Annotated in this window: 25 protein-coding genes; 22 read left to right on the top strand and 3 right to left on the bottom strand. The window is 66.5% G+C overall.

Going from position 1 to position 23,782, the window contains the following annotated elements; translation table 11 throughout:
- Nucleotides 1–90: 90 nt before the first annotated feature.
- Nucleotides 91–1,128, top strand: a complete 1,038-nt coding sequence (locus tag ACMX2H_RS05320) for an LLM class flavin-dependent oxidoreductase (RefSeq protein ID WP_414959390.1) — start codon at nt 91–93, stop codon at nt 1,126–1,128.
- Here ACMX2H_RS05320 and ACMX2H_RS05315 read toward each other — a convergent pair.
- Nucleotides 1,082–1,870 (bottom strand): alpha/beta fold hydrolase, encoded by a 789-nt coding sequence (locus ACMX2H_RS05315; protein WP_414959388.1) that lies wholly within the window; start codon nt 1,868–1,870, stop codon nt 1,082–1,084. The genes ACMX2H_RS05320 and ACMX2H_RS05315 overlap by 47 nt on opposite strands.
- Before the next feature lie 362 nt (nt 1,871–2,232).
- Here ACMX2H_RS05315 and ACMX2H_RS05310 point away from each other — a divergent pair, with 362 nt between their 5' ends.
- The 6 genes from ACMX2H_RS05310 (at nt 2,233) to ACMX2H_RS05285 (ending at nt 8,506) form a co-directional block, all read left to right on the top strand.
- Nucleotides 2,233–3,303, top strand: coding sequence for a FecCD family ABC transporter permease (locus ACMX2H_RS05310; RefSeq protein WP_414959412.1), 1,071 nt, complete (start codon nt 2,233–2,235; stop codon nt 3,301–3,303).
- A gap of 62 nt (nt 3,304–3,365) precedes the next feature.
- A complete protein-coding gene (locus tag ACMX2H_RS05305) occupies nt 3,366–4,448 on the top strand; it encodes a FecCD family ABC transporter permease (protein ID WP_414959410.1) in 1,083 nt (360 codons plus the stop codon).
- Nucleotides 4,449–5,339 (top strand): ABC transporter ATP-binding protein, encoded by an 891-nt coding sequence (locus tag ACMX2H_RS05300; protein WP_414959387.1) that lies wholly within the window; start codon nt 4,449–4,451, stop codon nt 5,337–5,339.
- Nucleotides 5,340–5,445: 106 nt separating this feature from the next.
- Complete coding sequence (locus ACMX2H_RS05295) at nt 5,446–6,495, top strand: siderophore-interacting protein (protein ID WP_414959385.1); 1,050 nt, start codon at nt 5,446–5,448, stop codon at nt 6,493–6,495.
- A 67-nt stretch (nt 6,496–6,562) separates the two neighbouring features.
- Nucleotides 6,563–7,933 carry an NAD(P)/FAD-dependent oxidoreductase gene (locus ACMX2H_RS05290; protein ID WP_414959409.1) on the top strand — a complete coding sequence of 457 codons (1,371 nt, stop codon included), beginning with the start codon at nt 6,563–6,565 and terminating at the stop codon, nt 7,931–7,933.
- A 24-nt stretch (nt 7,934–7,957) separates the two neighbouring features.
- Nucleotides 7,958–8,506: a hypothetical protein gene (locus ACMX2H_RS05285; RefSeq protein WP_414959383.1), complete on the top strand. Its 549-nt coding sequence runs from the start codon at nt 7,958–7,960 to the stop codon at nt 8,504–8,506.
- Nucleotides 8,507–8,717: 211 nt separating this feature from the next.
- On the opposite strand, the gene ACMX2H_RS05280 is transcribed toward ACMX2H_RS05285, so the two are convergent.
- Together ACMX2H_RS05280 and ACMX2H_RS05275 are read right to left on the bottom strand one after the other, a co-directional pair.
- A complete protein-coding gene (locus tag ACMX2H_RS05280) occupies nt 8,718–10,082 on the bottom strand; it encodes an aspartate aminotransferase family protein (protein WP_414959407.1) in 1,365 nt (454 codons plus the stop codon).
- 98 nt (nt 10,083–10,180) lie between these two features.
- Nucleotides 10,181–10,666, bottom strand: coding sequence for an Lrp/AsnC family transcriptional regulator (locus ACMX2H_RS05275; protein WP_414959406.1), 486 nt, complete (start codon nt 10,664–10,666; stop codon nt 10,181–10,183).
- 380 nt (nt 10,667–11,046) lie between these two features.
- Here ACMX2H_RS05275 and ACMX2H_RS05270 point away from each other — a divergent pair, with 380 nt between their 5' ends.
- From ACMX2H_RS05270 to ACMX2H_RS05200, 15 genes are all read left to right on the top strand, one after another.
- Nucleotides 11,047–12,270: an ABC transporter substrate-binding protein gene (locus ACMX2H_RS05270; RefSeq protein WP_414959382.1), complete on the top strand. Its 1,224-nt coding sequence runs from the start codon at nt 11,047–11,049 to the stop codon at nt 12,268–12,270.
- On the top strand, nt 12,270–13,433 hold the full coding sequence (locus tag ACMX2H_RS05265) for an ABC transporter ATP-binding protein (RefSeq protein ID WP_414959381.1): 1,164 nt from the start codon (nt 12,270–12,272) through the stop codon (nt 13,431–13,433). Before ACMX2H_RS05270 ends, ACMX2H_RS05265 begins: the two co-directional genes overlap by 1 nt.
- Nucleotides 13,433–14,386, top strand: coding sequence for an ABC transporter permease (locus ACMX2H_RS05260; protein ID WP_414959379.1), 954 nt, complete (start codon nt 13,433–13,435; stop codon nt 14,384–14,386). Before ACMX2H_RS05265 ends, ACMX2H_RS05260 begins: the two co-directional genes overlap by 1 nt.
- A 12-nt stretch (nt 14,387–14,398) precedes the next feature.
- A complete protein-coding gene (locus ACMX2H_RS05255; protein ID WP_414959377.1) occupies nt 14,399–15,196 on the top strand; it encodes an ABC transporter permease in 798 nt (265 codons plus the stop codon).
- Between the two features lie 47 nt (nt 15,197–15,243).
- Nucleotides 15,244–16,599, top strand: a complete 1,356-nt coding sequence (locus tag ACMX2H_RS05250) for a transaminase (protein ID WP_414959375.1) — start codon at nt 15,244–15,246, stop codon at nt 16,597–16,599.
- Nucleotides 16,600–16,638: 39 nt separating this feature from the next.
- The gene (locus tag ACMX2H_RS05245) at nt 16,639–16,977 is read left to right on the top strand and encodes a YnfA family protein (protein WP_414959374.1); all 339 of its coding nucleotides are present in this window, start codon (nt 16,639–16,641) and stop codon (nt 16,975–16,977) included.
- Between the two features lie 64 nt (nt 16,978–17,041).
- Nucleotides 17,042–17,815 (top strand): SGNH/GDSL hydrolase family protein, encoded by a 774-nt coding sequence (locus ACMX2H_RS05240; RefSeq protein ID WP_414959372.1) that lies wholly within the window; start codon nt 17,042–17,044, stop codon nt 17,813–17,815.
- Nucleotides 17,816–17,909: 94 nt separating this feature from the next.
- On the top strand, nt 17,910–18,659 hold the full coding sequence (locus ACMX2H_RS05235) for a VIT1/CCC1 transporter family protein (protein ID WP_414959371.1): 750 nt from the start codon (nt 17,910–17,912) through the stop codon (nt 18,657–18,659).
- Between the two features lie 304 nt (nt 18,660–18,963).
- On the top strand, nt 18,964–20,574 hold the full coding sequence (locus ACMX2H_RS05230) for an MFS transporter (protein WP_414959369.1): 1,611 nt from the start codon (nt 18,964–18,966) through the stop codon (nt 20,572–20,574).
- A 154-nt stretch (nt 20,575–20,728) separates the two neighbouring features.
- A complete protein-coding gene (locus tag ACMX2H_RS05225) occupies nt 20,729–21,220 on the top strand; it encodes a MarR family winged helix-turn-helix transcriptional regulator (RefSeq protein WP_414959367.1) in 492 nt (163 codons plus the stop codon).
- 403 nt (nt 21,221–21,623) lie between these two features.
- Complete coding sequence (gene rpmB / locus ACMX2H_RS05220) at nt 21,624–21,860, top strand: 50S ribosomal protein L28 (RefSeq protein WP_136785732.1); 237 nt, start codon at nt 21,624–21,626, stop codon at nt 21,858–21,860.
- Nucleotides 21,860–22,027 carry a 50S ribosomal protein L33 gene (gene rpmG / locus ACMX2H_RS05215; protein ID WP_127512989.1) on the top strand — a complete coding sequence of 56 codons (168 nt, stop codon included), beginning with the start codon at nt 21,860–21,862 and terminating at the stop codon, nt 22,025–22,027. The genes rpmB and rpmG overlap by 1 nt, the downstream gene beginning before the upstream one ends.
- Before the next feature lie 2 nt (nt 22,028–22,029).
- Nucleotides 22,030–22,335 (top strand): 30S ribosomal protein S14, encoded by a 306-nt coding sequence (rpsN, locus tag ACMX2H_RS05210; protein ID WP_127512988.1) that lies wholly within the window; start codon nt 22,030–22,032, stop codon nt 22,333–22,335.
- A gap of 403 nt (nt 22,336–22,738) precedes the next feature.
- Entirely contained in the window at nt 22,739–23,023 is a 285-nt protein-coding gene (locus ACMX2H_RS05205; protein WP_136785733.1) for an HU family DNA-binding protein, read from the top strand.
- A 146-nt stretch (nt 23,024–23,169) separates the two neighbouring features.
- Nucleotides 23,170–23,781, top strand: coding sequence for a hypothetical protein (locus tag ACMX2H_RS05200; protein WP_414959364.1), 612 nt, complete (start codon nt 23,170–23,172; stop codon nt 23,779–23,781).
- The last annotated feature ends 1 nt before the right edge of the window (nt 23,782 follow it).

Here is a 23,782-nt window from a genome sequence, read left to right as displayed (position 1 = left end):
TGCCGAGGGGTCTTTTGCGGTCGGGGGAATATTCCGGATTACCTGAAGCTTCAACTAAACGGACACTGCACGCGACCCACGGGAGCACTAATGGACTTCGGCATCTTCACCTTCGGCGAGCTGACACACGGGCCGGACGGTGAGGCATTGTCGCCCCGGCAGCGCCTGGACGAGTTGGTCCAGCTAGCGAAGATCGCCGATCAGGCGGGCATCTCCTTCCTGGGTCTCGGCGAGCACCACCGCAAAGACTTCGCCATCTCTGCTCCCGAAGTTGTGCTGGCCGCCATCGCCCGTGAGACCACCTCGCTGCGTTTGGCCACCGCGGTCACGGTGCTGTCCACGCAGGATCCAATACGGCTTTTCGAACAGTTCGCCACGCTGGACCTGCTGTCCGGCGGCCGGGCGGAAATCATTGCCGGGCGCGGGGCCTTCACCGAGTCCTATCCGCTCTTCGGCTACGACATGGCCGACTATGACGGGCTGTTCGAAGAGAAGCTGCAGCTCCTGCTTGCGGCCCGCGAGCAAGAGAACCTGAGCTGGAACGGAACCCATCACCACAGCATCCGCGGCATGGACGTGTCGCCGCGACCGCTGCAGGAGAAGCTGCCGGTGTGGGTTGGCGTGGGCGGCACGCCTGCGTCGTTCGAGCGCGCCGGCCGGCTGGGGCTGCCGCTGTACCTGGCGCTGCTCTCCGGGCCGCAGCACTTCACCCGGCACATTGAGTACTACCGAGAAACCGCCTCGGCGCATGGGCATGACGCGGCCACGCTGCCGGTGGGAACGGGCGGTCACTTCTTCGTGGCCCCCACCTCCCAGGAGGCCCGCGACAAGTTCTACCCGTACTACCGCGCCTACTTCGAGCAGAACATGCCGCGGCCTGCGGGACATTTCCCGCGCGAGACCTTCGAGGCGTGGGCCGGCCCGGGCGGGGGGCTCCTGGCCGGAAGCCCGCAGCAAGTGATCGACAAGATCATGGAGCAGTACCAGCTGTTCGGCCACGACCGCTACATGGCGCAGGTGGGCCTCGGCGGGCTGCCGTTCGCGGACACCGCCCGGTCCATCGAACTCCTCGCCACCGAAATCATGCCGGTGGTCCAGCGCGAGACCCATCCGGCCAAGCGGCCCTAGCGTCCGCGTTCTCCGCGGATTCAATGTGCCGCAGGATCGCCTCGGCGCAGGCGGCCGGCTGCTCCCAATGCACCATGTGTCCGGCATCCGGCACCGAGGCGTGACGCCAGGCCGGGTGCCGGGACAGGAATTCCGCGACGGCGGCCGGCGGTCGGGTTGCATCCCGGCTGCCGGTCACCACCAGGGTGGGGGCGGACACCAGCTCCGCCACGTCCGGTGCCGCGCCGGTCACCCCGGCCGGCAGGCTTTGGCGGACGACGGCGGGGCACCGCTTGAAGGGGGCAAGGAACGTTTCGCGGTCCTCGCCTTGCGGCTCGTTGCCGCCCCGGAACCATGCACCGATGAGCTCTTCTCCGGCCGCCAAGTCTGCTTCCGGATCGGAGGACTCCCCGCCGAACAGCCGGGCCAGCTTCTCGACCGTCGCAGGTGACGGTGCTACCGGGACCATCCCCACCAAGGTAAGTGACGCCGTCGTGCGCGGGAAACGCGCCGCGATGGTCGCGGCAATGCTGCCGCCCAGCGAATGTCCCACCCAGTGCACGGGCCCCTCGTCGGATTGTTCGGCCAGAGTGGCGGCAACGTTCTCCACCGTCCAGTCGTAGCCGGCGCGAAGATCGCTGCCGTAGCCCGGGAGGTCCGCGGCCACCACGTGACGGCCGCTGGCCGAGAGCCGGTCCGCCAGCGGTTTCCAGTACGCGGCGGAGCAGGCCCAGCCGTGGAGCAGGACGATGGGATGTGGCATGAGTTGATTATGCACGGGCCGGTGCCAGCCGGTGGTGAAGGGCGCCGAGTCCGGGCTTGGCGGGCCAAGCAGCCAAGCGGGCCAGGCAGCCAAGCGGGCCAGGCAGCCAAGCGGGCCAGATCGCGCAGTCGGACTGGCGGCCGGGCGAGCGGGGCAAAGGCCGGACGGACGGAGCAAAGGCCAAATAGGGCACCAAAGCGTTTCTTAATGTCCGCAAGCATAGGCTAGCCTTACCTGAGTCGCCTTATTCCGGCCCGAGGGGGAGTGCCATGCCAGCTGATCTGGCAGCAACAGCGCCTTCCCATCCGTTGCCCGAGGGAGCCGTCGGCAGCGTGCCCGCGGGGCAGGGAGCCGCCGGCAGCATGTCCGCTGGCCGGCCCTCCGGCGGGCAGCAGGCCTCATCTCCACAGCCCGGATCTCCTCAGCCCGGACGTCGGACCACCCGCAGGGCGCTGATTGGCATTCCGGCCGCTCTGATCGCGCTGGCCCTGATCTGTTTCGCTTCGCTGGCGCTGGGTGCCCGTCCGATCAGCCTGGAGACCCTGGTCCAGGCCTTCACTGCCTTCGACCCCGCCAACGGTGACCATGCGGTGGTCCACTCACGCATCCCGCGCACCGTCACCGGCCTGCTGGTGGGTGCGGCGCTCGGGGTTGCCGGTGCCGCCATGCAGGGGGTGGCGCGAAACCCGCTGGCGGACCCGGGCATCCTGGGCGTGAATGCGGGTGCGGCGCTCGCGGTGGTTGCCGGCATCTTCCTGTTCGGCGTCACCCAACTGTCCGGCTACATTTGGTTCGCTTTCGCTGGCGCCGCGCTCGCCGCCGTGCTGGTCTACGGTGTGGCCAGCATGGGCCGGGAAGGTGCCACGCCGGTGAAGCTGGCACTGGCCGGTGCCGCGCTGTCCGCCGGCCTGAGTTCACTGATGTACTCGGTGCTGGTCACCAACCAGGACACCCTTGAAGGTTTCCGGTACTGGCAGGTGGGTTCGGTCTCCGGCCGCGGCTGGGACCTGATCGGCCAGGTGGCCCCGTTCATTGCCGCGGGCCTGCTGCTGACGCTGTTCACCGGAAGGGTCCTGAACAATCTTTCGCTGGGCGACGACGTGGCCCGCGGCCTCGGTCAAAAGGTGGCACTGTCCCGGGCGGTCACTGCGCTCGGCGTGGTGATCCTCTGCGGTGCGGCCACCGCCATTGCCGGCCCGATTGCGTTCGTCGGCCTGGTGATTCCGCACATGGTGCGCGCGCTGACCGGCCCGGACTACCGATGGATTTTGCCCTACGCCATGCTGTTGGCGCCGATGCTGCTGGTGGCGGCCGACGTGGTGGGCCGGTTCGTGGCGCCGCCGGGCGAAATCGAGGCAGGCATCACCACCGCGATCATCGGCGCCCCGGTGTTCATCTGGCTGGTGCGGCGGCGAAAGGCGGCCGGCCTGTGAGCAAACTGGACCTTTCGCAGCGAGAACGCCGAGGGCAGGGTTTGCCGTCGAGGGCACCGTCCATGGCGGGTGGCCTCGACGATATACCCCGCCCTCGCCGGGAAACCGCAGTTTCCGGGAAGGCCGGGCGCACCAGCCGACGCCGGGCGGTCCTTGGCACGCTGGCGGGCGCCGTCGTCGTGCTGTTCTTTGTCAACGTGCTGCTGGGCAGCTACACCGTGACCATCCCGGACTTCGTCCGGCTGCTGGCCGGCGAACGGATTCCCGGCGCCAGCTTCATCGTGATGGAGCACAAGCTGCCACGGGCGGTGATCGGTGTGCTGGTCGGGCTGGCGTTCGGCTTGTCCGGCAGCATTTTCCAAACCATGCTGCGCAATCCGCTGGCCAGTCCGGACATCATCGGGATCAGCTATGGCGCCAGCGCCTCTGCGGTGACCGCGATCGTGGTGTTCGGCGCGGCAGGTCTGGCTGTCTCGGCCGCTGCGATGGCCGGTGCGCTGGTAGTGGCCCTGGGGATTTTCGCCTTGTCGCATCGGTCCAGCACCGTCCCGGGCGCTGCCGGGTCGCGGCTGATCCTGGTCGGCATCGGCTTCGCGGCGGTGTTGCAGGCTGTGGTCAGCTATCTGCTGACGCGCACCGACATCCGCACCGCGCAGGGCGCACTGGTCTGGCTGAACGGCTCGCTCAACTCCAGCAACTGGGACCGCGCCGTGGTGCTGGTGGCCGGGCTGGCCGTGCTGCTGGTGGCGGTGGCGCTGCTGGCGCGCAGCCTGCGCGGTCTGGAAATGGGCGACGACACCGCGGCGGCGCTGGGCGTGCGCGTGGCCCCGGCCAGGCTGGGCCTGATGGTGGTGGCGGTGCTTCTGGCCGCCGTCGCCACCGCCGCGGCCGGACCGGTGGCCTTTATCGCCTTCCTGTCCGGTCCAATCGCCCGCCGGCTGCTGGGCGGTGCGGCGTCCTTGCCTGCGGCCGCACTGGTCGGTGCCGTGATTGTGCTGGCCGCCGATTTTGCCGCCGCCAACCTCATTCCGATGTACCTGACCAGCGGCACGTCCCTGCCGGTGGGAGTGGTGACCGGTGCGCTGGGCGCGCCGTTCCTGCTCTGGCTGCTGGTCAGCACCAACCGCCGAGGCCAAGGAGGCTAAGTGCGCACGCTCGAATCCCGGAACCTGACGCTGGCGTATGACCAGCGCACTGTGGTGCAGGACCTTACCGTCCGGCTGCCCGAGGGCAAGGTGACGATCATTGTCGGCGCCAACGCCTGCGGCAAGTCCACGCTGCTGCGCGGTCTGGCGCGCCTGCTGAAGCCTACCGGGGGATCCGTGCTGCTGGACGGCAAGGACATCCACCGGCAGTCCACCCGGGACGTGGCCAAGGTGTTGGGCCTGCTGCCGCAGAGCCCGGCCGCGCCGGAGGGAATCACCGTGGCGGAACTGGTGGGGCGCGGCCGCTATCCGCACCAAGGGTGGTTCCGGCAGTGGACCCGGGAGGACGACGACGCCGTGAACACGGCTTTGGCGGCGACCGACACCTTGGAACTCGGCGAGCGGAATGTGGACGAGCTGTCCGGCGGGCAGCGGCAACGGGTGTGGATTGCCATGGCGCTGGCGCAGCAGACCGACGTGCTGTTGCTGGATGAGCCGACTACCTTCCTGGATGTTTCGCACCAGGTGGAGGTACTGGACCTGATCACCGACCTGAACCGGCGCCGCGGCACCTCGGTGGCCATTGTGCTGCACGATTTGAACTTGGCCGCCCGCTACGCCGACCATCTGGTGGCGATGAAAGCCGGCCGGGTGGTGGCCGAGGGCGCACCGGCCCAGGTGGTCACCGCGGAGCTGGTGCAGACCGTGTTCGGGCTGGAGTCCCGGGTGATCCCGGATCCGGTTTCCGGGACGCCGATGGTGGTTCCGGTAGGACGCCACCACTGCGAGGCCCCCGCTGACTCGGCGCAGGACCGAGCCGCAGAACCGTTGGCAAACGCTGCTCCACCGTTGACCAGGATGGAGTTCGACCACAAGGAACCGGCAGCATGAGCCGGTCTGCCCCGTCCATATCGACTGTACGGATCTGGCCGTCGTCAGGAGCGAAACCGGGCCTTATCCGTACAGTCGATGAATCCGCAACGAAGGGATCCGCAGAATGACCGCTGTAGCAACTGAAACGTCCGCGGTGGTGCCGGTGCTGGCCTTCGGCGTTGCCGTCAGCCGGGTGGAGGAGCTCTCGCCAAGCTACCGGCGCATCACGTTCTCCGGCGAATCGCTGCGCCGCTTCGGCGTGGACGGGCCCACGCTGGACCTGCGCATCAAGGTGATGATCCCGTCGCTCGACGCCGATGGGCGACGGCTCCCGTTGCCTGCGTTTGGGGTCTCGACAGGCTCGGGCGGGGTGGGCGCGACCCATGGAGTGCCGGACGGCCGGACCAGCACGGACGTCGCGGTGGAACTGGGCGGCGGCTGGTATCAGCAGTGGCTGGCCATGGACCCGGCCGCACGCGGCTCCATGCGCACCTACACGGTCCGCGAATTCCGACCCGCGGCAGGCGCCCTCGGGGCCGAACTGGACGTTGACTTTGTGCTGCATTTCGACGCCGCAGGCAACGGGGGCCCGGCATCCTGCTGGGCCGCGGCGGCCCGCCCGGGCGACGAGGTCACGATCATCGGCCCGAACGCCGAGGCGGCCCAGTGCGCCACGGCGAAAGCTTACGGCGGCATCGAGTGGCGTCCCGGACTGGCGTCCCACGTGCTGTTGGCCGGCGACGAAACCGCCCTGCCGGCCATCGCGGCCATCCTGGAAAGCCTCCCGGAGGACATGACCGGCAATGCGGTGCTGGAAGTGCCCGATGCCGCGGACTTCCAGGACATCCGGTCGGCCGCAGACGTCCAGGTCGCCTGGCTGGCGCGAGGCGACCGCCCGCACGGCGAGCTGCTGAGCGAAGCGGTGCGCACCGCCGTCGTTGTTCCGGGAGCAGGCCTGGCCGAGGTCGCGGGAGAGGACCCGGAGGAGGTGGATGTTGACCGGACGATCCTCTGGGAGACCACCACGGGGTCCACGCGTCCGTTCTACGCCTGGATAGCCGGTGAGGCGGCGGTGATCCGTGAGCTGCGGCGCTACTTGGTCCGCGATGTGGGCGTGGACCGCAAGCAGGTGGCGTTCATGGGGTACTGGCGGGCCGGTAAAGCAGAACTGTAGCCGTTGCCATTAGCCTGTCCGTAGCGGGCCGCTGATCCGGTGGCCGGGACAAGGAGTTGGTGTGGCGATCGTCAACGGCGAAGTGTCTTTTTGGTATGCCGACGGAGGGCTGCCCCAGCCCGGCCCGGCACTGACGGAGAGCACGACGGCGGACGTCGCCGTGGTCGGCGCGGGCTACACCGGATTGTGGACGGCTTACTACCTGAAACAGGCGCGGCCGGATCTTGACGTGGTGGTGCTGGAGAGCCGCTTCGCCGGTTTCGGCGCGTCCGGGCGCAACGGCGGCTGGCTGACCAACAGCATGACCGGCGGGCGCGGGGACTATGCGGCCAGCCACGGCCGCGAGCTGACCGGCCGGTTCCAAACGCTGCTGAACCAGACCGTGGATGAGGTCATCCGGGTGGCCGCCACCGAGGGCATCGACGCAGACATTGCCAAGGGCGGCGAACTGATTGTGGCCCGGAACCCGGCTCAGCTGCAGCGGCTGCAGGACTGGGCCGCGGCGGAGTCGGTCTGGCCCGAGGCCGGCGCCCGGCTGCTGGATGCGGCGGAGACCAGCCAGCGCATCCGGATTGACCGGGCGGTGGGTTCGCTGTTCCAGCCGCACTGCGCGCGGATCCAGCCGGCCAAGCTGGTCCGCGGGCTGGCCGAGACCGTCCGGCGGATGGGAGTGCGGCTGTACGAAGGGACCACCGTCACCGAGATCCTGCCGGGCCAGGCCCGGACCGACCGCGGGACCGTGGAAGCACGGTACATCCTGCGCGCCACCGAAGGGTTCACCGCCGGCCTGAAGTCGGCGCACCGGGACTGGCTGCCGATGAACTCCTCGCTGATTGTCACCGAACCGCTGCCGGAGGACGTCTGGGCGCAGATCGGCTGGGACGGGGCCGAGGCCTTGGGCGACATGGCCCACGCCTACATGTACGCGCAGCGCACGGCCGACGGGCGGATCGCACTCGGCGGCCGCGGCGTGCCCTACCGTTACGGCTCCGGCCTGGATGCCGACGGCGCCACGCAGCCGAAAACCTTGGCGCAGTTGGCCGACATCCTGCATTCGATGTTCCCTGCCACCCGCAGCGCCCGCCTTGAGCACGCTTGGTCCGGCGTGTTGGGCGTCCCGCGCGACTGGAAGGCCACGGTGGGCCTGGATCCGCAGACCGGGCTGGGCTGGGCCGGGGGATATGTGGGCACCGGCGTGGCCGCCACCAACCTTGCCGCCCGCACGTTGCGCGACCTCATCGTGGATCCGGGCAGCGAGCTGACCCGGATGCCGTGGGTGAACCGGAAGGTGCGCCGCTGGGAAGTGGAACCGCTGCGCTGGATCGCCGTCCAGGCCATGTACGCCGCCTACCACGCGGCCGACCGCGCCGAGAATGGCCGGTTGAAATCCACCTCGCTGATCGCCCGGGTGGCCGATAAAGTTTCCGGGCGCAGCTGACCCGTCCGCTGCCATACTAAATCCATGGACGTAGACGGACAGGTGGAACCGGACGGTTTCTGGGCCATGGTGGCGGAAGGTGAACAGCGCATCCGGGAGACGTTCCCCGGGCTACCCTGCTTCGCGCTCGCCGATTGGGACGGCCCCGGCATGGTGGGGGAATGGATTGAAGATAACGGCCCGCACGGGCTGCTGCACGGCGATCCAGGTCTGGGCATGCCGCATGCCCAGGTGCTGACCACGGTGCATGGGGTGAACCAGAGCATCCGAACGATGCGGCTGGGGGCGGGTCCGATGCCACCGGACAAGGACTCCTTCCGGCAGAAACTCAACGAGCTGGAGCTGCAGGAACCGCGGATGGTGGGCATCGCCGTCGACGGTCACGAGGTGGAGTTTGCCCTCTGGCAGGAAGGCCCAAAATGGTGGGCCGGAGCCGAGCGCGACGGCTACGGCATCATGATCGAAGCCGCCGGACTTGATCCCGACCGGGTGCAATTGCGGAGTGTAGACAACATCGAACCGTACCTGGATGCGCGGCGCGTCTGGCTGCGGCAGGTCCGCGGCGAAGGCTGACAACGACGGCGGGTGGCTGGCTATGAGCCTGCCACCCGCCGCCATCTCATCCCAAGGTCCCGGTGCTCGACCACGGCCCGGTGATCGACCAAGGCCGCTCGCACGACCAAGGTCCGGTGATCGACCAAGGCCGCTCGCGGCCGCGTGGAGATCCAGCCGCGTGGAGATCCGGCCGCGTGGAGATCCCTCCCTTGGGGTCAGGGGAGTGCTGTCAGAGGTGGTTCATGCCCTCCACCAGCACAGAGCGCAGGATCTGTTCCATCTGGTCGAACTCGCGCTGGCCCACGGTCAGCGGCGGCGCCAGCTGGACCACGGGGTCGCCGCGGTCGTCGGCGCGGCAGTACAGGCCGGCGTCGAAGAGTGCGTTGGACAGGTAGCCGCGCAGCAGGTGCTCTGACTCTTCGTCGTTGAACGTCTCCTTGGTGGTCTTGTCCTTGACCAGTTCGATTCCGTAGAAGTAGCCCTCGCCCCGGACATCCCCGACGATCGGCAGGTCCAGCAGCTTTTCCAGGGTCTTCCGGAAAGCGGGGGCGTTTTCCTTGACGTGGTCGTTGAGGCCCTCGCGTTCGAAGATGTCCAGGTTGGCCATCGCGACGGCGGCGGAGACCGGATGCCCGCCGAAGGTGTAGCCGTGGTAGAAGGTGGTGTCGCCGTGTTTGAACGGCTCGAACAGCCGGTCCGAGGCGATCATGGCACCGATCGGTGAGTAACCGCTGGTCATCCCCTTGGCGCAGGTAATCATGTCCGGCACGTAGTCGAAATCGGTGGATGCGAACATGGAACCGATCCGGCCGAAGGCGCAGATGACCTCGTCGGACACCAGCAGGACGTCGTACTCATCGCAGATTTCGCGTACCCGCTCGAAGTACCCGGGCGGCGGCGGGAAGCAGCCGCCGGAGTTCTGCACCGGTTCCAGGAACACCGCGGCGACAGTGTCCGGACCCTCGAACTCGATGGCCTCGCCGATCCGGTCCGCAGCCCAGCGGCCGAACGCCTTCGGGTCTTCCAGGCCCACAGGCGCGCGGTACTGATTGGTGTTGGGAACGCGGAAAGCACCCGGGACCAGCGGTTCGAAGGGCGCCTTCATATCCGGGATGCCGGTGATGGAGAGCGCGCCCTGCGGAGTGCCGTGATAGGCGACCGAGCGCGAGATCACCTTGGTCTTGTTGGGTTTGCCCTGCAGCTTGAAGTACTGCTTGGCCAGCTTCCACGCCGTCTCCACGGCTTCGCCGCCGCCGGTGGTGAAGAAGACCCGGTTCAGGTCGCCCGGGGCATGGTGGGCAAGGCGCTCGGCCAGTTCAATGGCGGCCGGGTGCGCATACGACCACAGCGGCATGAAGGCCAGTTCCTTGGCCTGCCGGGCGGCGGCCTGCGCGAGTTCTTCGCGGCCGTGGCCCACCTGCACCACGAAGAGCCCGGCGAGGCCGTCAATGTACTCGCGGCCCTGGTCGTCGTAGATGAGGTGGCCCTCGCCGCGGGTGATCACCGGAACGTTGCCTCCGGCGGCCAGCGGTGCATGGCGTGCCATGTGCATCCACAGATGGTCGCGGGCAGCCTGCTGGCGGTCCGTTCCCATCGGCGTGGTGTACGTCCGGCGGATCGGTGCGTCGGTGGTGGTCCCGGCCGGTGTTCCTTGGCCCGGAAGCCTGGTGCTTGGCGATGCTGATGTCTGTGTCATCGGGTTCCCCAGTTGTATTCCTGCTTGCGCAGCGAGAGGTACATGAATGTTTCAGTGCTCAGGACGCCCGGAATGCCGCGGATCTGGTTGACCAGCCGCAGCAAATCCTGGTCGTTTTCGCAAATAACTTCGGCCAGAATGTCGAATGATCCGGCGGTGACCAGGCAGTAATCCACCTGGTCCAGGGCGGCGATCTTGTCCGACACCTCCAGCAGGTCGGCAGCGGTCTTGATGCCCAGCATGGCCTGCCGGGCAAAGCCCAACTGCAACGGGTTGGTGACCGCTACGATCTGCACGATGCCGGCGTCGGTCAACTTCTGCACGCGTTGCCGTACCGCCGCTTCGGAGAGGCCAATGGCTTTTCCGATTGCGGCGTAGGAGCGCCGGCCGTCTTCCTGCAATTGCTCGATGATGGCTTTGGAGACCTCGTCCACCGCAGCGTGGGAGTTGCCGTTGTGGCCGTGCCCGGCACTGGGAAGCAAGGTCAAGCGTATCCACCTCCTGTGAAACGGATCTCCGCCATCGGCGGGACTGCTTGCTATTGAATCCGTTGTCTGCGGCTTGCGCAAGTAGTGGATTCGAAAAAATATGCAGCGGTAGCTATCGAAATACGAACTTCTTGCGGTTACTATCTGTTGTGAAGCGGGTCACAAGCCTTTCGTGCTGCGGGAGGTCCGGTCCGGCGGCGCATACTTCGCGGGTGCACCGCACGGCAGGGCAATCGCAAACCGGAAGGCAGGCCCCGCTTCGGAATCCGTCGTGTAACCGAAAATTTACAACTGAAACTATTGTCGGGCCCCTCCGGTGTCTGGGAGTATCAACCCACCAAGTGAGGTCCACTCCGACGACTGGGGAGCATCAGATGCCGAAACGACTACCTGAAGACCCACGCCTGCGCGGCCTGATTTCTGCGCAGATGTCCCGCCGCAACGTACTGATGGGCGCCGGAGGACTCACGCTGGCCGGGCTGCTCGCCGCCTGCGGCACCGGCGGCACCGGCAGCTCGTCGAATACCAGCGCCTCGGGCGGATTGTCGCCAGCGGCGGACTTGTCCGACCAGGAAAAGGAAGTCAACTGGGCCAACTGGACGCTGTATCTGGACTACGACGACTCCACCCAGACGTACCCGTCACTCGAGGCGTTCATTAAGCAGAGCGGCATCCAGGCCAATTACTCCGAGGACATTGACGGCAACGACACCTATTTCGGCAAGATCCAGGGCCAGCTCGCCGCCGGCCAGGACATTGGCCAGGACATCATCACGCTGACCGACTGGATGGCTGCGCGCCTGATCCGGCTGGGCTACACGCAGGAACTGGACCACGCCAACATCCCGAATTCGGCCAACTTGCTGGAGACCCTGAAGAACGTTGACTTTGACCCCGGCCGGAAGAATTCGCTGACCTGGCAGTCCGGCTACGCAGGTATCGCCTGGAACAAAGAAGCCGTCCCGGGCGGACTGAAGACCGTGAGCGACTTGTGGAAACCGGAGCTCAAGGGACGCGTGGAAGTACTGGACGAAATGCGCGACACCATGGGCCTGCTGATGATGGAGAACGGAGTGGACATCTCGGGCAACTGGGGCGCGAACGAATACGACGCCGCGCTGGAGGTGCTGCAGAAGCAGATTTCCAGCGGCCAAATCCGGCAGGTTAAGGGCAACTCCTACAAGGAGGACCTGATTTCCGGTGACGCGCTAGCGGTGATCTGCTGGTCCGGCGACATCACCCAGTTGAACTTCGAGGAAGGCGACAAGTGGCAATTCGCCATTCCGGAAGCCGGCGGAACCCTGTGGTCGGACAACCTCATGGTGCCGATCGGATCGCCGCATAAGAAGAATGCGGAAGCGCTGATGAACTACTACTACGACCCGGTGAACGCAGCGACCGCCGCCGCCTACGTCAACTTCATCTGCCCGGTGGAGGGCGCCAAGGAAGCCATGGAGAAGATCGATCCGGAGCTGGTGGACAATCCGCTGATCTTCCCGACCGAGGAAGACCTCTCCAAGGTCAGCGTGTTCCGCAGCCTGGAAGCCGATGAGGAAACCGACTTCAGCAACCGCTTCCAGCAGGCGATCGGCAACTGATGACTCAGGCACCACTGCAGACAGAAAAAGCCGGTGCCGTCGGCGACGAAAGCGGAGCGGACCTGGTGTTAACGTCCATCACCAAGCGGTTCGGCGAGTTCGTCGCGGTGGAGGAGCTCGACCTGACCATCCCGGCAGGGGAGTTTTTCGCCCTGTTGGGGCCCTCCGGTTGCGGCAAGACCACCACCCTTCGCATGGTGGCAGGCCTGGAACAGCCCACCTCCGGGACCATCAGCATTGGCGGCAAGGACATCAGCCGATCCGGCGCCCACCAGCGGCCAGTCAACACGGTCTTCCAGAACTACGCGCTGTTCCCGCACATGAGTGTGTTGGACAACGTCTCCTTCGGGCTCCGGCGGCGCAAAGTCCGCGATGCCCGGGCACAAGCCGAGGCGGCGCTGGAGTTGGTCGAGTTGTCGCACCTGGCCGCACGCCGGCCGGCCCAGCTCTCCGGCGGACAGCAACAGCGGGTCGCCTTGGCGCGCGCCATCGTCAACCATCCGGCGGTGCTGTTGTTGGATGAGCCGCTGGGTGCCCTGGACATGAAGCTGCGCCGGCAAATGCAGGTGGAACTGAAGAAGATCCAAACCGAAGTCGGCCTGACCTTTGTGCACGTCACGCACGACCAGGAGGAAGCCATGACCATGGCGGACACCGTAGCCGTCATGAATGCCGGCAAGGTGGAGCAGATGGGGGCGCCGCGCGAACTGTACGAACTGCCGCGCACCGTCTTCGTGGCGAACTTCCTGGGCAAGTCCAACCTGGTCGCCGGTGAGATTGTGGAGGACCGCGGCGACGCCGTCGTGGTCAATGCCAACGGGAACCGGCTGGCGGTGCTCAAGGAGCGCGCCACCGTGCACCACGGCAAGACCCTGATCGGCATCCGGCCCGAAAAGCTGAGGATGATGTGGCCGCAGGACGCGCCCGCGGACGCGGCCAACGTGCTGCATGGCACGGTGCTGGACACCTCATTCACCGGGGTCAGCACCGATTACCTGGTGGAGGTACCAGGGATCGGGACCGTGGGAGTCTTCAGCCAGAACCACGGCCAGCAGTTGGCCCAGCCTGGCGACGGCGTGGTGCTCAGTTGGGACACCGAGCACGCGTTCGGCCTGGACGGCGCCGAGGACGCACAGTACGGGGCGCCCGAGGCTGACGAGTGATGAGCACCCAGACCACGACGGCGGACGAAACGCCGGCACCGGATAAACGGCGCGGCAACGGCGAGCCCGGCAGCGGCGAACTCAAGGAGGACCGCCGGCGGGGCCGGATGGGTTACTGGCTGATCCTGCCGGGCTTTGTCTTCCTGTTGCTGTTCTTTGTGCTGCCAGTGTTCTCGTTGCTCGCGACGTCGCTCTATACGAAGCCGCCGGGAGCCGACATCGGCCAGTTTGTGCCGGCGCTGGAGTTCAACAACTATGTCCGGATGCTGGGCAGCTACTGGCCGGAACTGTTACGGTCCTTCGCTTTCGCCCTGATCGCTACGGTGGCGGCGCTGGCGATCGGCTATCCGATGGCCTACCTGATTGCGGTCAGGCTGCGCAACCATGCCCTGCTGCGCGGCATCCTGCTGGTGCTGATCATCGCCCCGTTCTTCACCAGCTTCATCCTGCGCACGCAGGCGTGGAAGCAGATCCTGGCCGACGAGGGCCCGGTGGTTTCCGTGCTCCGCGCCCTCGCTTTGCTGCCCGACGACGGGCGGCTCACGGCCACCGCATTTGCCGTGGTCTGCGGCCTGACCTACAACTTCCTGCCGTTCATGGCCTTGCCCATTTACGCGAACCTGGAGCGGCTGGACCTCCGCCTGATCGAGGCCGGAAACGACTTGTACGCCAGCGGCTTCACCACGTTCCGAACGGTAACGTTGCCGCTGTCGATGCCGGGCGTGATCGCCGGGACGCTGCTGACATTCATTCCCGCTGCCGGCGACTACATCAACTCCTCGCTGCTGGGCAACAACCGGGACACCACCATGATCGGGCAGGTTGTGGACTCCAGATTCTTCCGGGTGGTCGACTATCCAGGGGCGTCGGCGCTGTCCTTCGTGCTGATGCTGGCGATCCTGGCCCTGGTCTTCATCTACGTCCGCCGCTTCGGCACCAAAGAACTGCTGTAGGGGGAAACCACGGTGAAAAACTCCTTCGGCCGCTGGCTGGTACCTGTGATCGGCGGGCTGGCCTTCATTTTCCTGCTGGTCCCGATTGCCTACGTCTTCGTGTTCTCCTTCAACGACGCCGGGCGCACCAACCTCACCTGGCGCGGCTTTACCTGGGACAACTGGCGCAACCCGTGCGGCGCCCCGGAAGTCTGTGCGGCGTTGGGAAACAGCTTGCAGATCGGCGCGACGGCGACACTGATCGCCGTCGTCCTCGGAACGGCCATCGCCATCGGGCTGGTACGCTACCGGTTCCGGTTCAACGCCACCGCCAACATGCTGATCTTCCTGCCGCTGGCCACCCCCGAAGTTGTCCTCGGCGCCTCGCTGCTGGCGCAGTTCCTGAATGTGGGCGCGGAGCTGGGCAAGGGGACCATCATCATCGCGCACACCGTCTTCTGCATCTCGTTCGTGGTGGTCACCGTCAAGGCGCGGGTGGCCAGCCTCGATCCGAAGCTGGAGGAAGCAGCGGCAGACCTTTATGCCTCGCCGATGCAGGCTTTCTGGCGCGTGACCTTCCCGCTGCTGCTGCCCGGAATCGTGGCGGCCGGCCTGCTGAGCTTCGCGATCAGTTTCGACGATTTCATCATCACCAACTTCAACTCCGGCGCTGTGGACACCTTCCCGAAGTTCATCTACGTGGCTGCCACCCGCGGCATTCCTGCGCAGGCGAATGTGATCGGCTCGGCGATGTTCATCATCGCGCTGCTGATCGTGATCGGCGGCCAGGTCCTGGCGCACCGCCGCCGCAAAATGCTGGCCGCCCGCTGACACCCCCGTCGCCCGGCACGCTGCCGGCCCGTTGAGAGGAGCACTTCATGATCGACCGCACCCGGCTGGCTGAACTGTTCGACCGCGAGCTGCAGGACTTCGAAGCCAAGCACCCCCAGTCCAAAGCGTTGTACGACGGCGCCGCCCACCTTTTCGGCAAGGTCCCGATGACCTGGATGAACAAGAAGGCGGGCGGCTTCCCGCTCTATCTGGAACGGGCGCGCGGCTGCCGGGTGTGGGACGTGGACGGCCTGGAGTACATCGATTTTGCGCTGGGGGACACCGGTGCGATGGCCGGCCATTCCCCACAGCCCACCGTGGACGCGATCATCCGGCGGGTTTCCGACGACGGCGGACTGGCGACGATGTTGCCCACAGCCGATGCAGAGTGGGTGGGGGCGGAACTGGCGCGGCGGTTCGGCGTGGAACGCTGGAGCTTTTCGCTCACTGCCACGGACGCCAACCGCTGGGCCATCCGGCTGGTCCGCGCGCTGACCGGCCGGGGCAAGATCCTGTTTAATCCGTACTGTTACCACGGGTCGGTGGATGAGTCGCTGATCGTGGCCGGTTCCGACGGTGAGGGGATGAGCCGCCCGGGCAATGTCGGCGCGCCGGTGGATGTCACCGAGACCAGCAGGGTGGCGGAGTTCAACGATCTCGCTGCCTTGGAGCGGCAGTTGGCCCACCGCGACGTGGCAGCGGTGTTGATGGAGCCGGCTTTGACCAACATCGGCATCGTGCTGCCCGAACCGGGCTATCTGCAGGGTGTGCGGGAGCTGACCCGCCGGCACGGGACGCTGCTGATCATCGACGAGACGCACACCTTCTCCGCCGGTCCTGGCGGGGCAACGGCGGCGTGGGGGCTGGAGCCGGACATCGTGGTGATCGGCAAATCGATCGGCGGCGGCATCCCGTGCGGCGCCTACGGGCTGAGCGCCGAACTGGCCGAGCGGGCCCTGGGTCGGGCCGATCTGGACCTGGTGGACATGGGCGGCGTTGGCGGCACATTGGCCGGCAACCCGCTGTCCGTGGCGGCCATGCGCGCCACGCTGGAACACGTCTTGACGGACCAGGCCTTCGAATCGATGATCGGCCGGGCCACCGAATTCGCCGCCGGCATCCAGAGGGTGATCGACAGCTATTCGCTGCCGTGGTCGGTGTCCCAACTCGGCGCGCGTGCCGAATACCGGTTCGCCAGCCCGGCGCCGCGGAACGGAACCGCTTCGGCGGCCAGCCACGACGGCGCGCTGGAAGACTACCTGCACCTGTATCTGGCCAACCGCGGCATCCTGCTCACCCCGTTCCACAACATGGCGCTGATGTCCCCGCAGACCACCAGCGCCGACGTCGAACGGCATCACGAAATTTTCGAGGAAGCCATCCGGGAGCTGACCAACCACTAACGGCGCAGTGGGCGGCTGGCGGCTTGGGACAATGGCTGCATGACGATCGCTAAATCCGCCATTCTATTTGTCCTGGCCGCCGTCGCTGAGATCGGCGGAGCGTGGCTGGTGTGGCAGGCCGTGCGCGAGGGACGGGCATGGTGGTTTGCTGGCCTGGGCGTGATGGCACTGGGCCTGTACGGTTTCATCGCCGCGCAGCAGCCCGACGCCAATTTCGGCCGGGTGCTGGCCGCGTACGGAGGCGTCTTTATTGCGGGGTCGCTGGCTTGGGCCATGCTGCTGGACGGATTCCAGCCGGACCGTTGGGATTACGTCGGTGCCGGCATCGCACTCGCCGGCGTCGCGGTCATCATGTATGCCCCGCGCAGCGGCAGCTGAGGGCCGCGCGGCTTGGTTGATGAGCCGAGCCGCGGCTAGAGCGGTTCTTTGTTAATCTGAACCGGTGACTTTTACAAAGCGGTTTGTGGCTCTGGGGGATTCGTTCACCGAAGGAGTAGGGGACTACGACCCCAGTCTGCCCAATGGGGTGCGCGGCTGGGCGGACCGGGTTGCCGAGCAGCTCATGTTGGCCGACTCCGGCTGGGGCTACGCCAACCTCGCCATCCGCGGCAAGAAGATTGCCCAAGTGCTGGACGAACAGGTGGACGCCGCCGTCGCGCTCAAGCCGACCATGGTCACCCTCTACGCCGGCGGCAACGACATCCTGCGCCCTCGAGTGGACATCGACGCCCTGATGGCCGGCTACGAGTCCGGCGTCGGCAAGTTGGCGGCCACCGGTGCCGATGTGGTGCTGTTCACCGGCTTCGATAGCGTGGCCTCTGCGGTCTTCGGCAAGACCCGGGGCCGTACCGCCATCTACAACGAATGGGTGCGGGAAATCGCCGACCTGCACGGAGCGAAGATCGTTGACTATTGGCGGATGCGCGATTTCCGCGACTGGCGTTACTGGGACGCCGACCGGCTGCACATGTCCATCGCCGGCCATACCTTGATGGCCAAAAAGGTGCTGGAAGTGCTGCAGGCGGAGGACGTGATCGATCTGCCGGCGCTGCCGGACCTGGCGGTGCTGTCCCGCCGTGCTGCCATGGTGGCCAATGTCCGCTGGGCGCGTGAGTACTTGGGCCCGTGGATCGGCCGCCGGCTGCGCGGCACCTCCTCCGGTGATGCCCTCTCACCGAAGTACCCCCAGCTGACCGGGCTGCACGCCACCGCCTGAACAAGGCTGCCGGGCCTGGCAGAGATCCCGGCCGGCTGCTGAGGGTTGGCTGTCCTGTCTGGAAGCCGGGCGCCCGGAGTGCTTGGCTTAGACCATGGACGCAGATGCCCGGACCCAGCCAGCTGACCAACCGGAGTTCCATGACGATGAGCCGCACGATGTTACCGGCCTCGCCGCCCGCCTGAACTGGCTGCGCGCCGGTGTCCTCGGCGCGAACGACGGGATTGTTTCCGTTGCCGCGCTCGTGGTGGGCGTTGCGGGCGCCACCAGCGACTTCGGGACGCTGCTGACAGCAGGCTTGGCGGCGGTGATCGGCGGTGCCATCTCCATGGCCCTGGGTGAGTACGTCTCCGTGTCCAGCTCCAGCGACAGCCAGAAGGCGCTGATCGCCAAGGAGCAACGGGAACTGCAGGAACAACCGGAGGAAGAGCTTGCGGAGCTGGCCGCGCTCTACCAAGACCGCGGACTGACACCGGGGACGGCCATGCAGGTGGCCAAGGAGCTGACCGCACACGATGCGCTCGCGGCACACTTGCACGCGGAGCTGAATATGCAGGACGACGACCTGGTCAGCCCGTGGCATGCGGCCTTCGCCTCCGCCATAGCCTTCCTGCTCGGTGCAGCCCTGCCCATGCTGGCCATGCTGCTGCCGCCGGCGGACCTGCGGATTCCGGTCACTTTCGCAGCAGTTCTCGTGGCCCTGGCCGCCACCGGTGCGACCGGCGCCTGGCTTGGCGGCGCCAAGGTTTTCCGGGCGGCTTGCCGGGTGGTGATTGGCGGTGCGCTCGCCCTGGTGGCCACACTGCTGATCGGCACCTGGCTGGGAGGCGCCGGGGTCGTCTAGGGCCGGTTTTGGGCGTCGGGTGGCGCATTTCACAAAATTCGTGCGCCGCCGTCGTCGGAACGCCGGGTGAAACGCAGCAGTGCGCCTGCGGAAAATGGCGCGTGATCTTGCGGGAATCCGGACCTTGCCGGGACCGCATTTTCAGCCTGAATCTGCACGTGCCGGAACCTGATCATTTGGCCCGCTCAGAGTGCGTTTTTCGGGGTCTCGGCTGGGACGGAGCACGTCCCAGCCGGTAACGTCGTGGGCCTGCCCCGGGCCGGAATGCGCGGGGCTTCAGACGCGTCACAAGCAAATGACCTCTATGAGAGAAGCCCAAATGCTGAAGGACAACCCGCCCGCCGCGCACCCCGTAGCGCCCGATTCTCCTGCCGGAAAAAGCCCGGCCAAATCCTCCCCGCGACTGCCCCGGCTACGCCGCCGGCGACTGCGCGTGGACGACGTCACCGTGGTCCAGCGGCCCATGCTGCGTCGTGCCGTCGGCGGCACGGTCGTGGGCAACGGGATGGAATGGTTCGACTTCGGCATCTATGGCTACCTGGCAGTCACCATGGGCCAGCTGTTCTTCGCCGGTGGCCAGGAGGGCGACGGGCTGCTGGGCAGTCTGGCTGTCTTTGCTGCCAGTTTCGTGGTGCGGCCGCTCGGCGGGCTGTATTTCGGTCGACTGGGTGACCGGATTGGCCGGCAGAAAACGCTGGCGCTGACCATGATCGCGATGGCTGCCTCCACCTTTGCCATCGGCCTGCTTCCGACCTATCTGGCGGTGGGCGGATGGGCCACGGTGCTGCTGGTGCTGTGCCGCCTGGTGCAGGGGTTCTCCACCGGCGGCGAATACGCCGGCGCCACCACGTTCGTGAGCGAATACGCCCCGGACAAGCGCCGCGGTTTCCTGGCCAGCCTGCTGGACACCGGCAGCTATCTCGGCTTTGCCCTCGGTGCCGCCGTGGTGTCCGGGTTGCAGATCCTGCTGGGAAGCGACGCCATGCTGGAGTGGGGTTGGCGCCTGCCGTTCCTGCTGGCCGGACCGCTGGGACTCGTGGGACTGTACTTCCGGCTGAAGATCGAAGAATCGCCCGCTTTCCAGGCTGCCCAGGATGCGCAGGAAGACAAAACCAAGGCAGCCGTGGCGGAGGGGCCGAAAACCTACCGCCAGATCATCGCCGGATCCTGGCGCCCGATCCTGCTGGCCATGCTGGTGGTGGCCGCCGCCAACACGGTGGGCTACACCTTGACCTCCTACATGCCCACCTACCTGCAGGACACCATGGGCTACGACGCGTTCCAAGGCACGCTGCTGACCATCCCGGTGCTGGTGCTGCTCTCGGCCGCGATTCCGTTCGCCGGGAAGCTGTCGGACAAGGTGGGCCGCCGCCCGGTGCTGATGACCGGTTCCGGCATCACCTTGGTGCTCGGTGTCCCGGCCTTCATGCTGATTGGCCTGGGGGAAATCTGGGCCACCCTGCTGGGCCTGGCCATCCTGGGCACCGCCACCGCCTTCTACGTTTCCATTCTCGCTTCGGCGCTGCCGGCCATGTTCCCCACCGCCAGCCGTTACGGCTCCATGGGCATTGCCTATAACTTCGCGGTGGCGATCTTCGGTGGCACGACGCCGCTGATCACCCAGGCGCTGATCGACGCGACCGGAAACACGATGATGCCGGCGTACTACCTGGTGGCCATGTCCCTGCTGGGCTTGGTGGCCATCTGGCGGATGCCGGAAAGCTCCTGCCGGCCGATGCCGGGCTCAATGCCCGCCGTCGATAGCCAGGCCGAGGCGCGTGAATTGGTTGCCGGGCAGGACGGCAACCCGCTGCTTGGTCCGGAGCACATGCCGCTGGAGCGGATCCCGGAACCCGGCATGGAGCCAGGGGTGGGACCGGAGACGCACCAGACCAAGGAGCCTGCCCGGGTCTAACCCCGGACTTCGGACCGAGCCACCAGAGAGTGGAACCCGGCCCCAGCCAGTGCGGAGACGAAAGGACCGGCAGGTACGCCCTGCCGGTCCTTCTTCTGTGCAGCGTTCTTCAGCCCAACGGTTGAAGGATCAAGTTTTGTGGCAGAATGGAGGCATGACTTCTGCGCGCTGGCTTGACCCCGAAGAACGCCAGGCCTGGCTGGCTTTGCTGGCGGTGTCCACCCTGTTGCCCGGCACATTGGATGCGCCGCTGTACCGGGAGGGCAAGCTGACGCTGTTCGACTACCATGTCCTGGCCATGCTGTCCGAGGCTCCGGACCGCTCGCTGCCGATGAGCGAACTGGCTTCCCGGACCTATTCCTCGCTGTCCAGGTTGTCGCATGTGGTGAAGAAGCTCCAGGGCCGCGGCTGGGTCGAGCGGGCCCAATGCGCCGAGGACGCGCGGGTCACCATGGCCCTGCTCACGGAAGAAGGCATGGCGGCCATCCAGTCGCTCGCGCCGGGCCACGTGGAAGCCGTGCGCCAAGCCGTCTTTGACGGACTGGACCGCCGGGATGTGCAGGATTTGGAGCGGATCGGCAAGAAGATTGTGCAGCAGTTGGAGCCCAACAGCTGGGTGCTGCGCGAGCCGCGACTGAACGCCTGAGGTGACGATCCGCCGCCGAGGGGAGGGCCGCCGTCGTTGGTTTGATCCAAACGGCTGCTGCCCCTAAGATGGGAAGGCGTTAAGTCACGCAGCATCGGCACCCCCTTGCCCAGGCAGGCGGTGCGGGAGTTGTGTGGCGTCCGTGTTTACCTAGAAATAAGGATCGCGGATAGGCCGTTCTCCCCCCCCCGGGAGGATGTGGTTTATCTGCACCTGACTTCACCGTCTTCCCCGCGGCGAGGCACTTCGGCTGGATCTCACCCCGCCAGGTTCACCTCCGGAAAGTCGCAGTAATAACGGTGTCACAACTGGTGGCGGGCGCTCTTACACGCAGATTCGCAGGCCGCTTTACTTACGACTCTGCGTCAGGTCCGTCATATTTACTACAACTGGAGGAGAGATCATGGCAGCACACTGCCAGGTGACCGGAGCCGAGCCCGGCTTTGGCCACAGCATTTCGCACTCGCACCGCCGCAACAAGCGCCGGTTCGACCCGAATATTCAGAAGAAGCGCTACTGGGTTCCGTCCCTGCGCCGCAATGTCACGCTGCAGGTTTCGGCCCGCGGCATCAAGACCATCGACGTCCGCGGCATTGACGCAGTCGTCGCCGAGCTCCTCGCGAAGGGTGTGAAGCTCTAGTGGCAAAGGACAAGGACGTACGTCCGATCATCAAGCTGAAGTCCACCGCTGGCACCGGCTTCACCTACGTGACCCGGAAGAACCGTCGTAACGACCCGGACCGCATTGTCCTGAAGAAGTACGACCCGGTCATCCGCAAGCACGTCGAATTCCGAGAGGAGCGCTAAACATGGCCAAGAAGTCCAAGATTGCTCGCAATGAGCAGCGCAAGGTCGTTGTCGAGCGTTACGCCGCGAAGCGTGCCGAGCTGAAGAAGACCCTGGTCGACGCGAACGCGACCGACGAGGCCCGCGAAGAGGCCCGCCTGGGCCTGCAGAAGCTGCCCCGCAACGCTTCTCCGGTCCGCGTCCGCAACCGCGACCAGATCGATGGCCGCCCCCGCGGCACGCTCCAGAAGTTCGGCATCTCCCGCGTGCGCTTCCGTACCATGGCGCACAACGGCGAACTGCCGGGCATCAAGAAGTCCAGCTGGTAAGAACCTGCTGGCTTCACCATGAAGCTGCTTGAAGGGCGGCGGTCCCAGTCCGGGACCGCCGCCCTTTTCGCTGCCCGGAAGGTGCCTTCCGGTCGGACGTGCAGCCCGGGCGGCCCGCCCTGGGCATCCTCAAGGACCCCTTGAATGACGACGGCGGTGTCCGCCGCGGCGCGGAAAGGTTCCGTCGGCGCGACGCGCGGAAAGCGCACATCCTATGCTCTCGGCGGAAAAAGCGAGTCCCCGAGGGCGGATTCGGCTCAAAATCCGGGTAATTCGCTAAAAAAACCGCCAGATTCCGCGGATTTTGCCGGATCTGGGGTGCCAAGCTGGTAAGTTTTCGCTCAGTAGCTTTCCGCAGCCGCGGAAGCTCTGACCAAACCAAAGCAGTCCAGGAGGACAAAAATTGGCTATCAACCGCAGTGAACTTGTTGCAGCTGTTGCAGAGAAGGCTGGCACCAGCCAGACCGCAGTGAACGGTGTCCTGGACGCTGTCTTCGACATCTTCGCAACCTCCGTCGCCAAGGGCGAGAAGATCACCATCCCGGGCTGGCTCGCCGTCGAGCGCACCGACCGTGCGGCCCGCACCGGCCGCAACCCGCAGACCGGCGAATCCATCCAGATCCCGGCCGGCCACAGCGTTAAGCTGACCGCTGGTTCCAAGCTGAAGGCTGCTGTCGCCAAGAAGTAGTCCCACCTTTACTTCCGCAGGACCGTCACCGGCAACCGGTGGCGGTCCTGCTGTTTAACCCCCGGCCTTCTACGGGCGGTAAAATAGGCGGCGGGTGTGTGCCGCATTGCGCGCATCCGACGATTTGTGGACGGAGGACTGAGGGCATGGTCCAGCGGGAAGGTCGGCTGCTGCGCGGCTGGCTGGGCGCTGCCGTGGCCACCTCCCTCGCAGCGCTATCGCACTTGGCCGGTGGCGGCCACGTCCCCGCGCCGGCCGTCTGGCTTCTGGCGTTTGCCTTCGCCGGGCTGGTCTGCGTCGGCCTGGCCGGCAAGTCGCTGTCCTGGGCACGTTTGCTGGTGGCAGTGTGCACCAGCCAAGCCATCTACCACCTGCTGTTCCAATTGGGCCACGCCGCACCTGCGGGCTTTACTCCGGCGCTTGGCCATGCGGGCCATCATGATGCCCTGCTGCCGGCCGGAGCGCTGCTCCCAGAAGTCTCCGGCCAGGCGGCCACCGCCACGGATCCAGCCATGCTGGCAGCACATCTCGCTGCGGCCGCGGCCACGGTCCTGCTGCTGCGCCGCGGCGAACATGCTGCGGCCGCGCTGGTTGGAACAGTGGCCCTGGCCGCTCCGCGCAGGCTGAGCAGCTGGCGCCCCATTCCCCGGGTCAGGCTGGCCGCTCCGGTGGAACTGCTGATCCAGCCGTTCGCGGCCCTGGGTGTGCCGCTGCTGGCCTTGCGGCACCGGGGCCCGCCGTTGAATCACGCTTTCTGAC

The sequence above is a fragment of the Arthrobacter sulfonylureivorans genome (assembly GCF_047607445.1).
In the GTDB taxonomy this organism is placed as follows: domain Bacteria; phylum Actinomycetota; class Actinomycetes; order Actinomycetales; family Micrococcaceae; genus Crystallibacter; species Crystallibacter sulfonylureivorans_A.
The sequence above is the reverse complement of the archived record's forward strand: the minus strand, read 5'-3'. Positions and strand labels throughout refer to the sequence as shown.

Coding starts and splice junctions, on each gene's coding strand:
- ACMX2H_RS05320 (WP_414959390.1), top strand. CDS start 91: ATGGACTTCGGCATCTTCACCTTCGGCGAGCTGACACACGGGCCGGAC.
- ACMX2H_RS05315 (WP_414959388.1), bottom strand. CDS start 1,870: ATGCCACATCCCATCGTCCTGCTCCACGGCTGGGCCTGCTCCGCCGCG.
- ACMX2H_RS05310 (WP_414959412.1), top strand. CDS start 2,233: ATGTCCGCTGGCCGGCCCTCCGGCGGGCAGCAGGCCTCATCTCCACAG.
- ACMX2H_RS05305 (WP_414959410.1), top strand. CDS start 3,366: ATGGCGGGTGGCCTCGACGATATACCCCGCCCTCGCCGGGAAACCGCA.
- ACMX2H_RS05295 (WP_414959385.1), top strand. CDS start 5,446: ATGACCGCTGTAGCAACTGAAACGTCCGCGGTGGTGCCGGTGCTGGCC.
- ACMX2H_RS05285 (WP_414959383.1), top strand. CDS start 7,958: ATGGACGTAGACGGACAGGTGGAACCGGACGGTTTCTGGGCCATGGTG.
- ACMX2H_RS05280 (WP_414959407.1), bottom strand. CDS start 10,082: ATGGGAACGGACCGCCAGCAGGCTGCCCGCGACCATCTGTGGATGCAC.
- ACMX2H_RS05270 (WP_414959382.1), top strand. CDS start 11,047: ATGCCGAAACGACTACCTGAAGACCCACGCCTGCGCGGCCTGATTTCT.
- ACMX2H_RS05265 (WP_414959381.1), top strand. CDS start 12,270: ATGACTCAGGCACCACTGCAGACAGAAAAAGCCGGTGCCGTCGGCGAC.
- ACMX2H_RS05260 (WP_414959379.1), top strand. CDS start 13,433: ATGAGCACCCAGACCACGACGGCGGACGAAACGCCGGCACCGGATAAA.
- ACMX2H_RS05250 (WP_414959375.1), top strand. CDS start 15,244: ATGATCGACCGCACCCGGCTGGCTGAACTGTTCGACCGCGAGCTGCAG.
- ACMX2H_RS05245 (WP_414959374.1), top strand. CDS start 16,639: ATGACGATCGCTAAATCCGCCATTCTATTTGTCCTGGCCGCCGTCGCT.
- ACMX2H_RS05235 (WP_414959371.1), top strand. CDS start 17,910: ATGGACGCAGATGCCCGGACCCAGCCAGCTGACCAACCGGAGTTCCAT.
- ACMX2H_RS05230 (WP_414959369.1), top strand. CDS start 18,964: ATGAGAGAAGCCCAAATGCTGAAGGACAACCCGCCCGCCGCGCACCCC.
- ACMX2H_RS05225 (WP_414959367.1), top strand. CDS start 20,729: ATGACTTCTGCGCGCTGGCTTGACCCCGAAGAACGCCAGGCCTGGCTG.
- rpmB (WP_136785732.1), top strand. CDS start 21,624: ATGGCAGCACACTGCCAGGTGACCGGAGCCGAGCCCGGCTTTGGCCAC.
- rpsN (WP_127512988.1), top strand. CDS start 22,030: ATGGCCAAGAAGTCCAAGATTGCTCGCAATGAGCAGCGCAAGGTCGTT.
- ACMX2H_RS05200 (WP_414959364.1), top strand. CDS start 23,170: ATGGTCCAGCGGGAAGGTCGGCTGCTGCGCGGCTGGCTGGGCGCTGCC.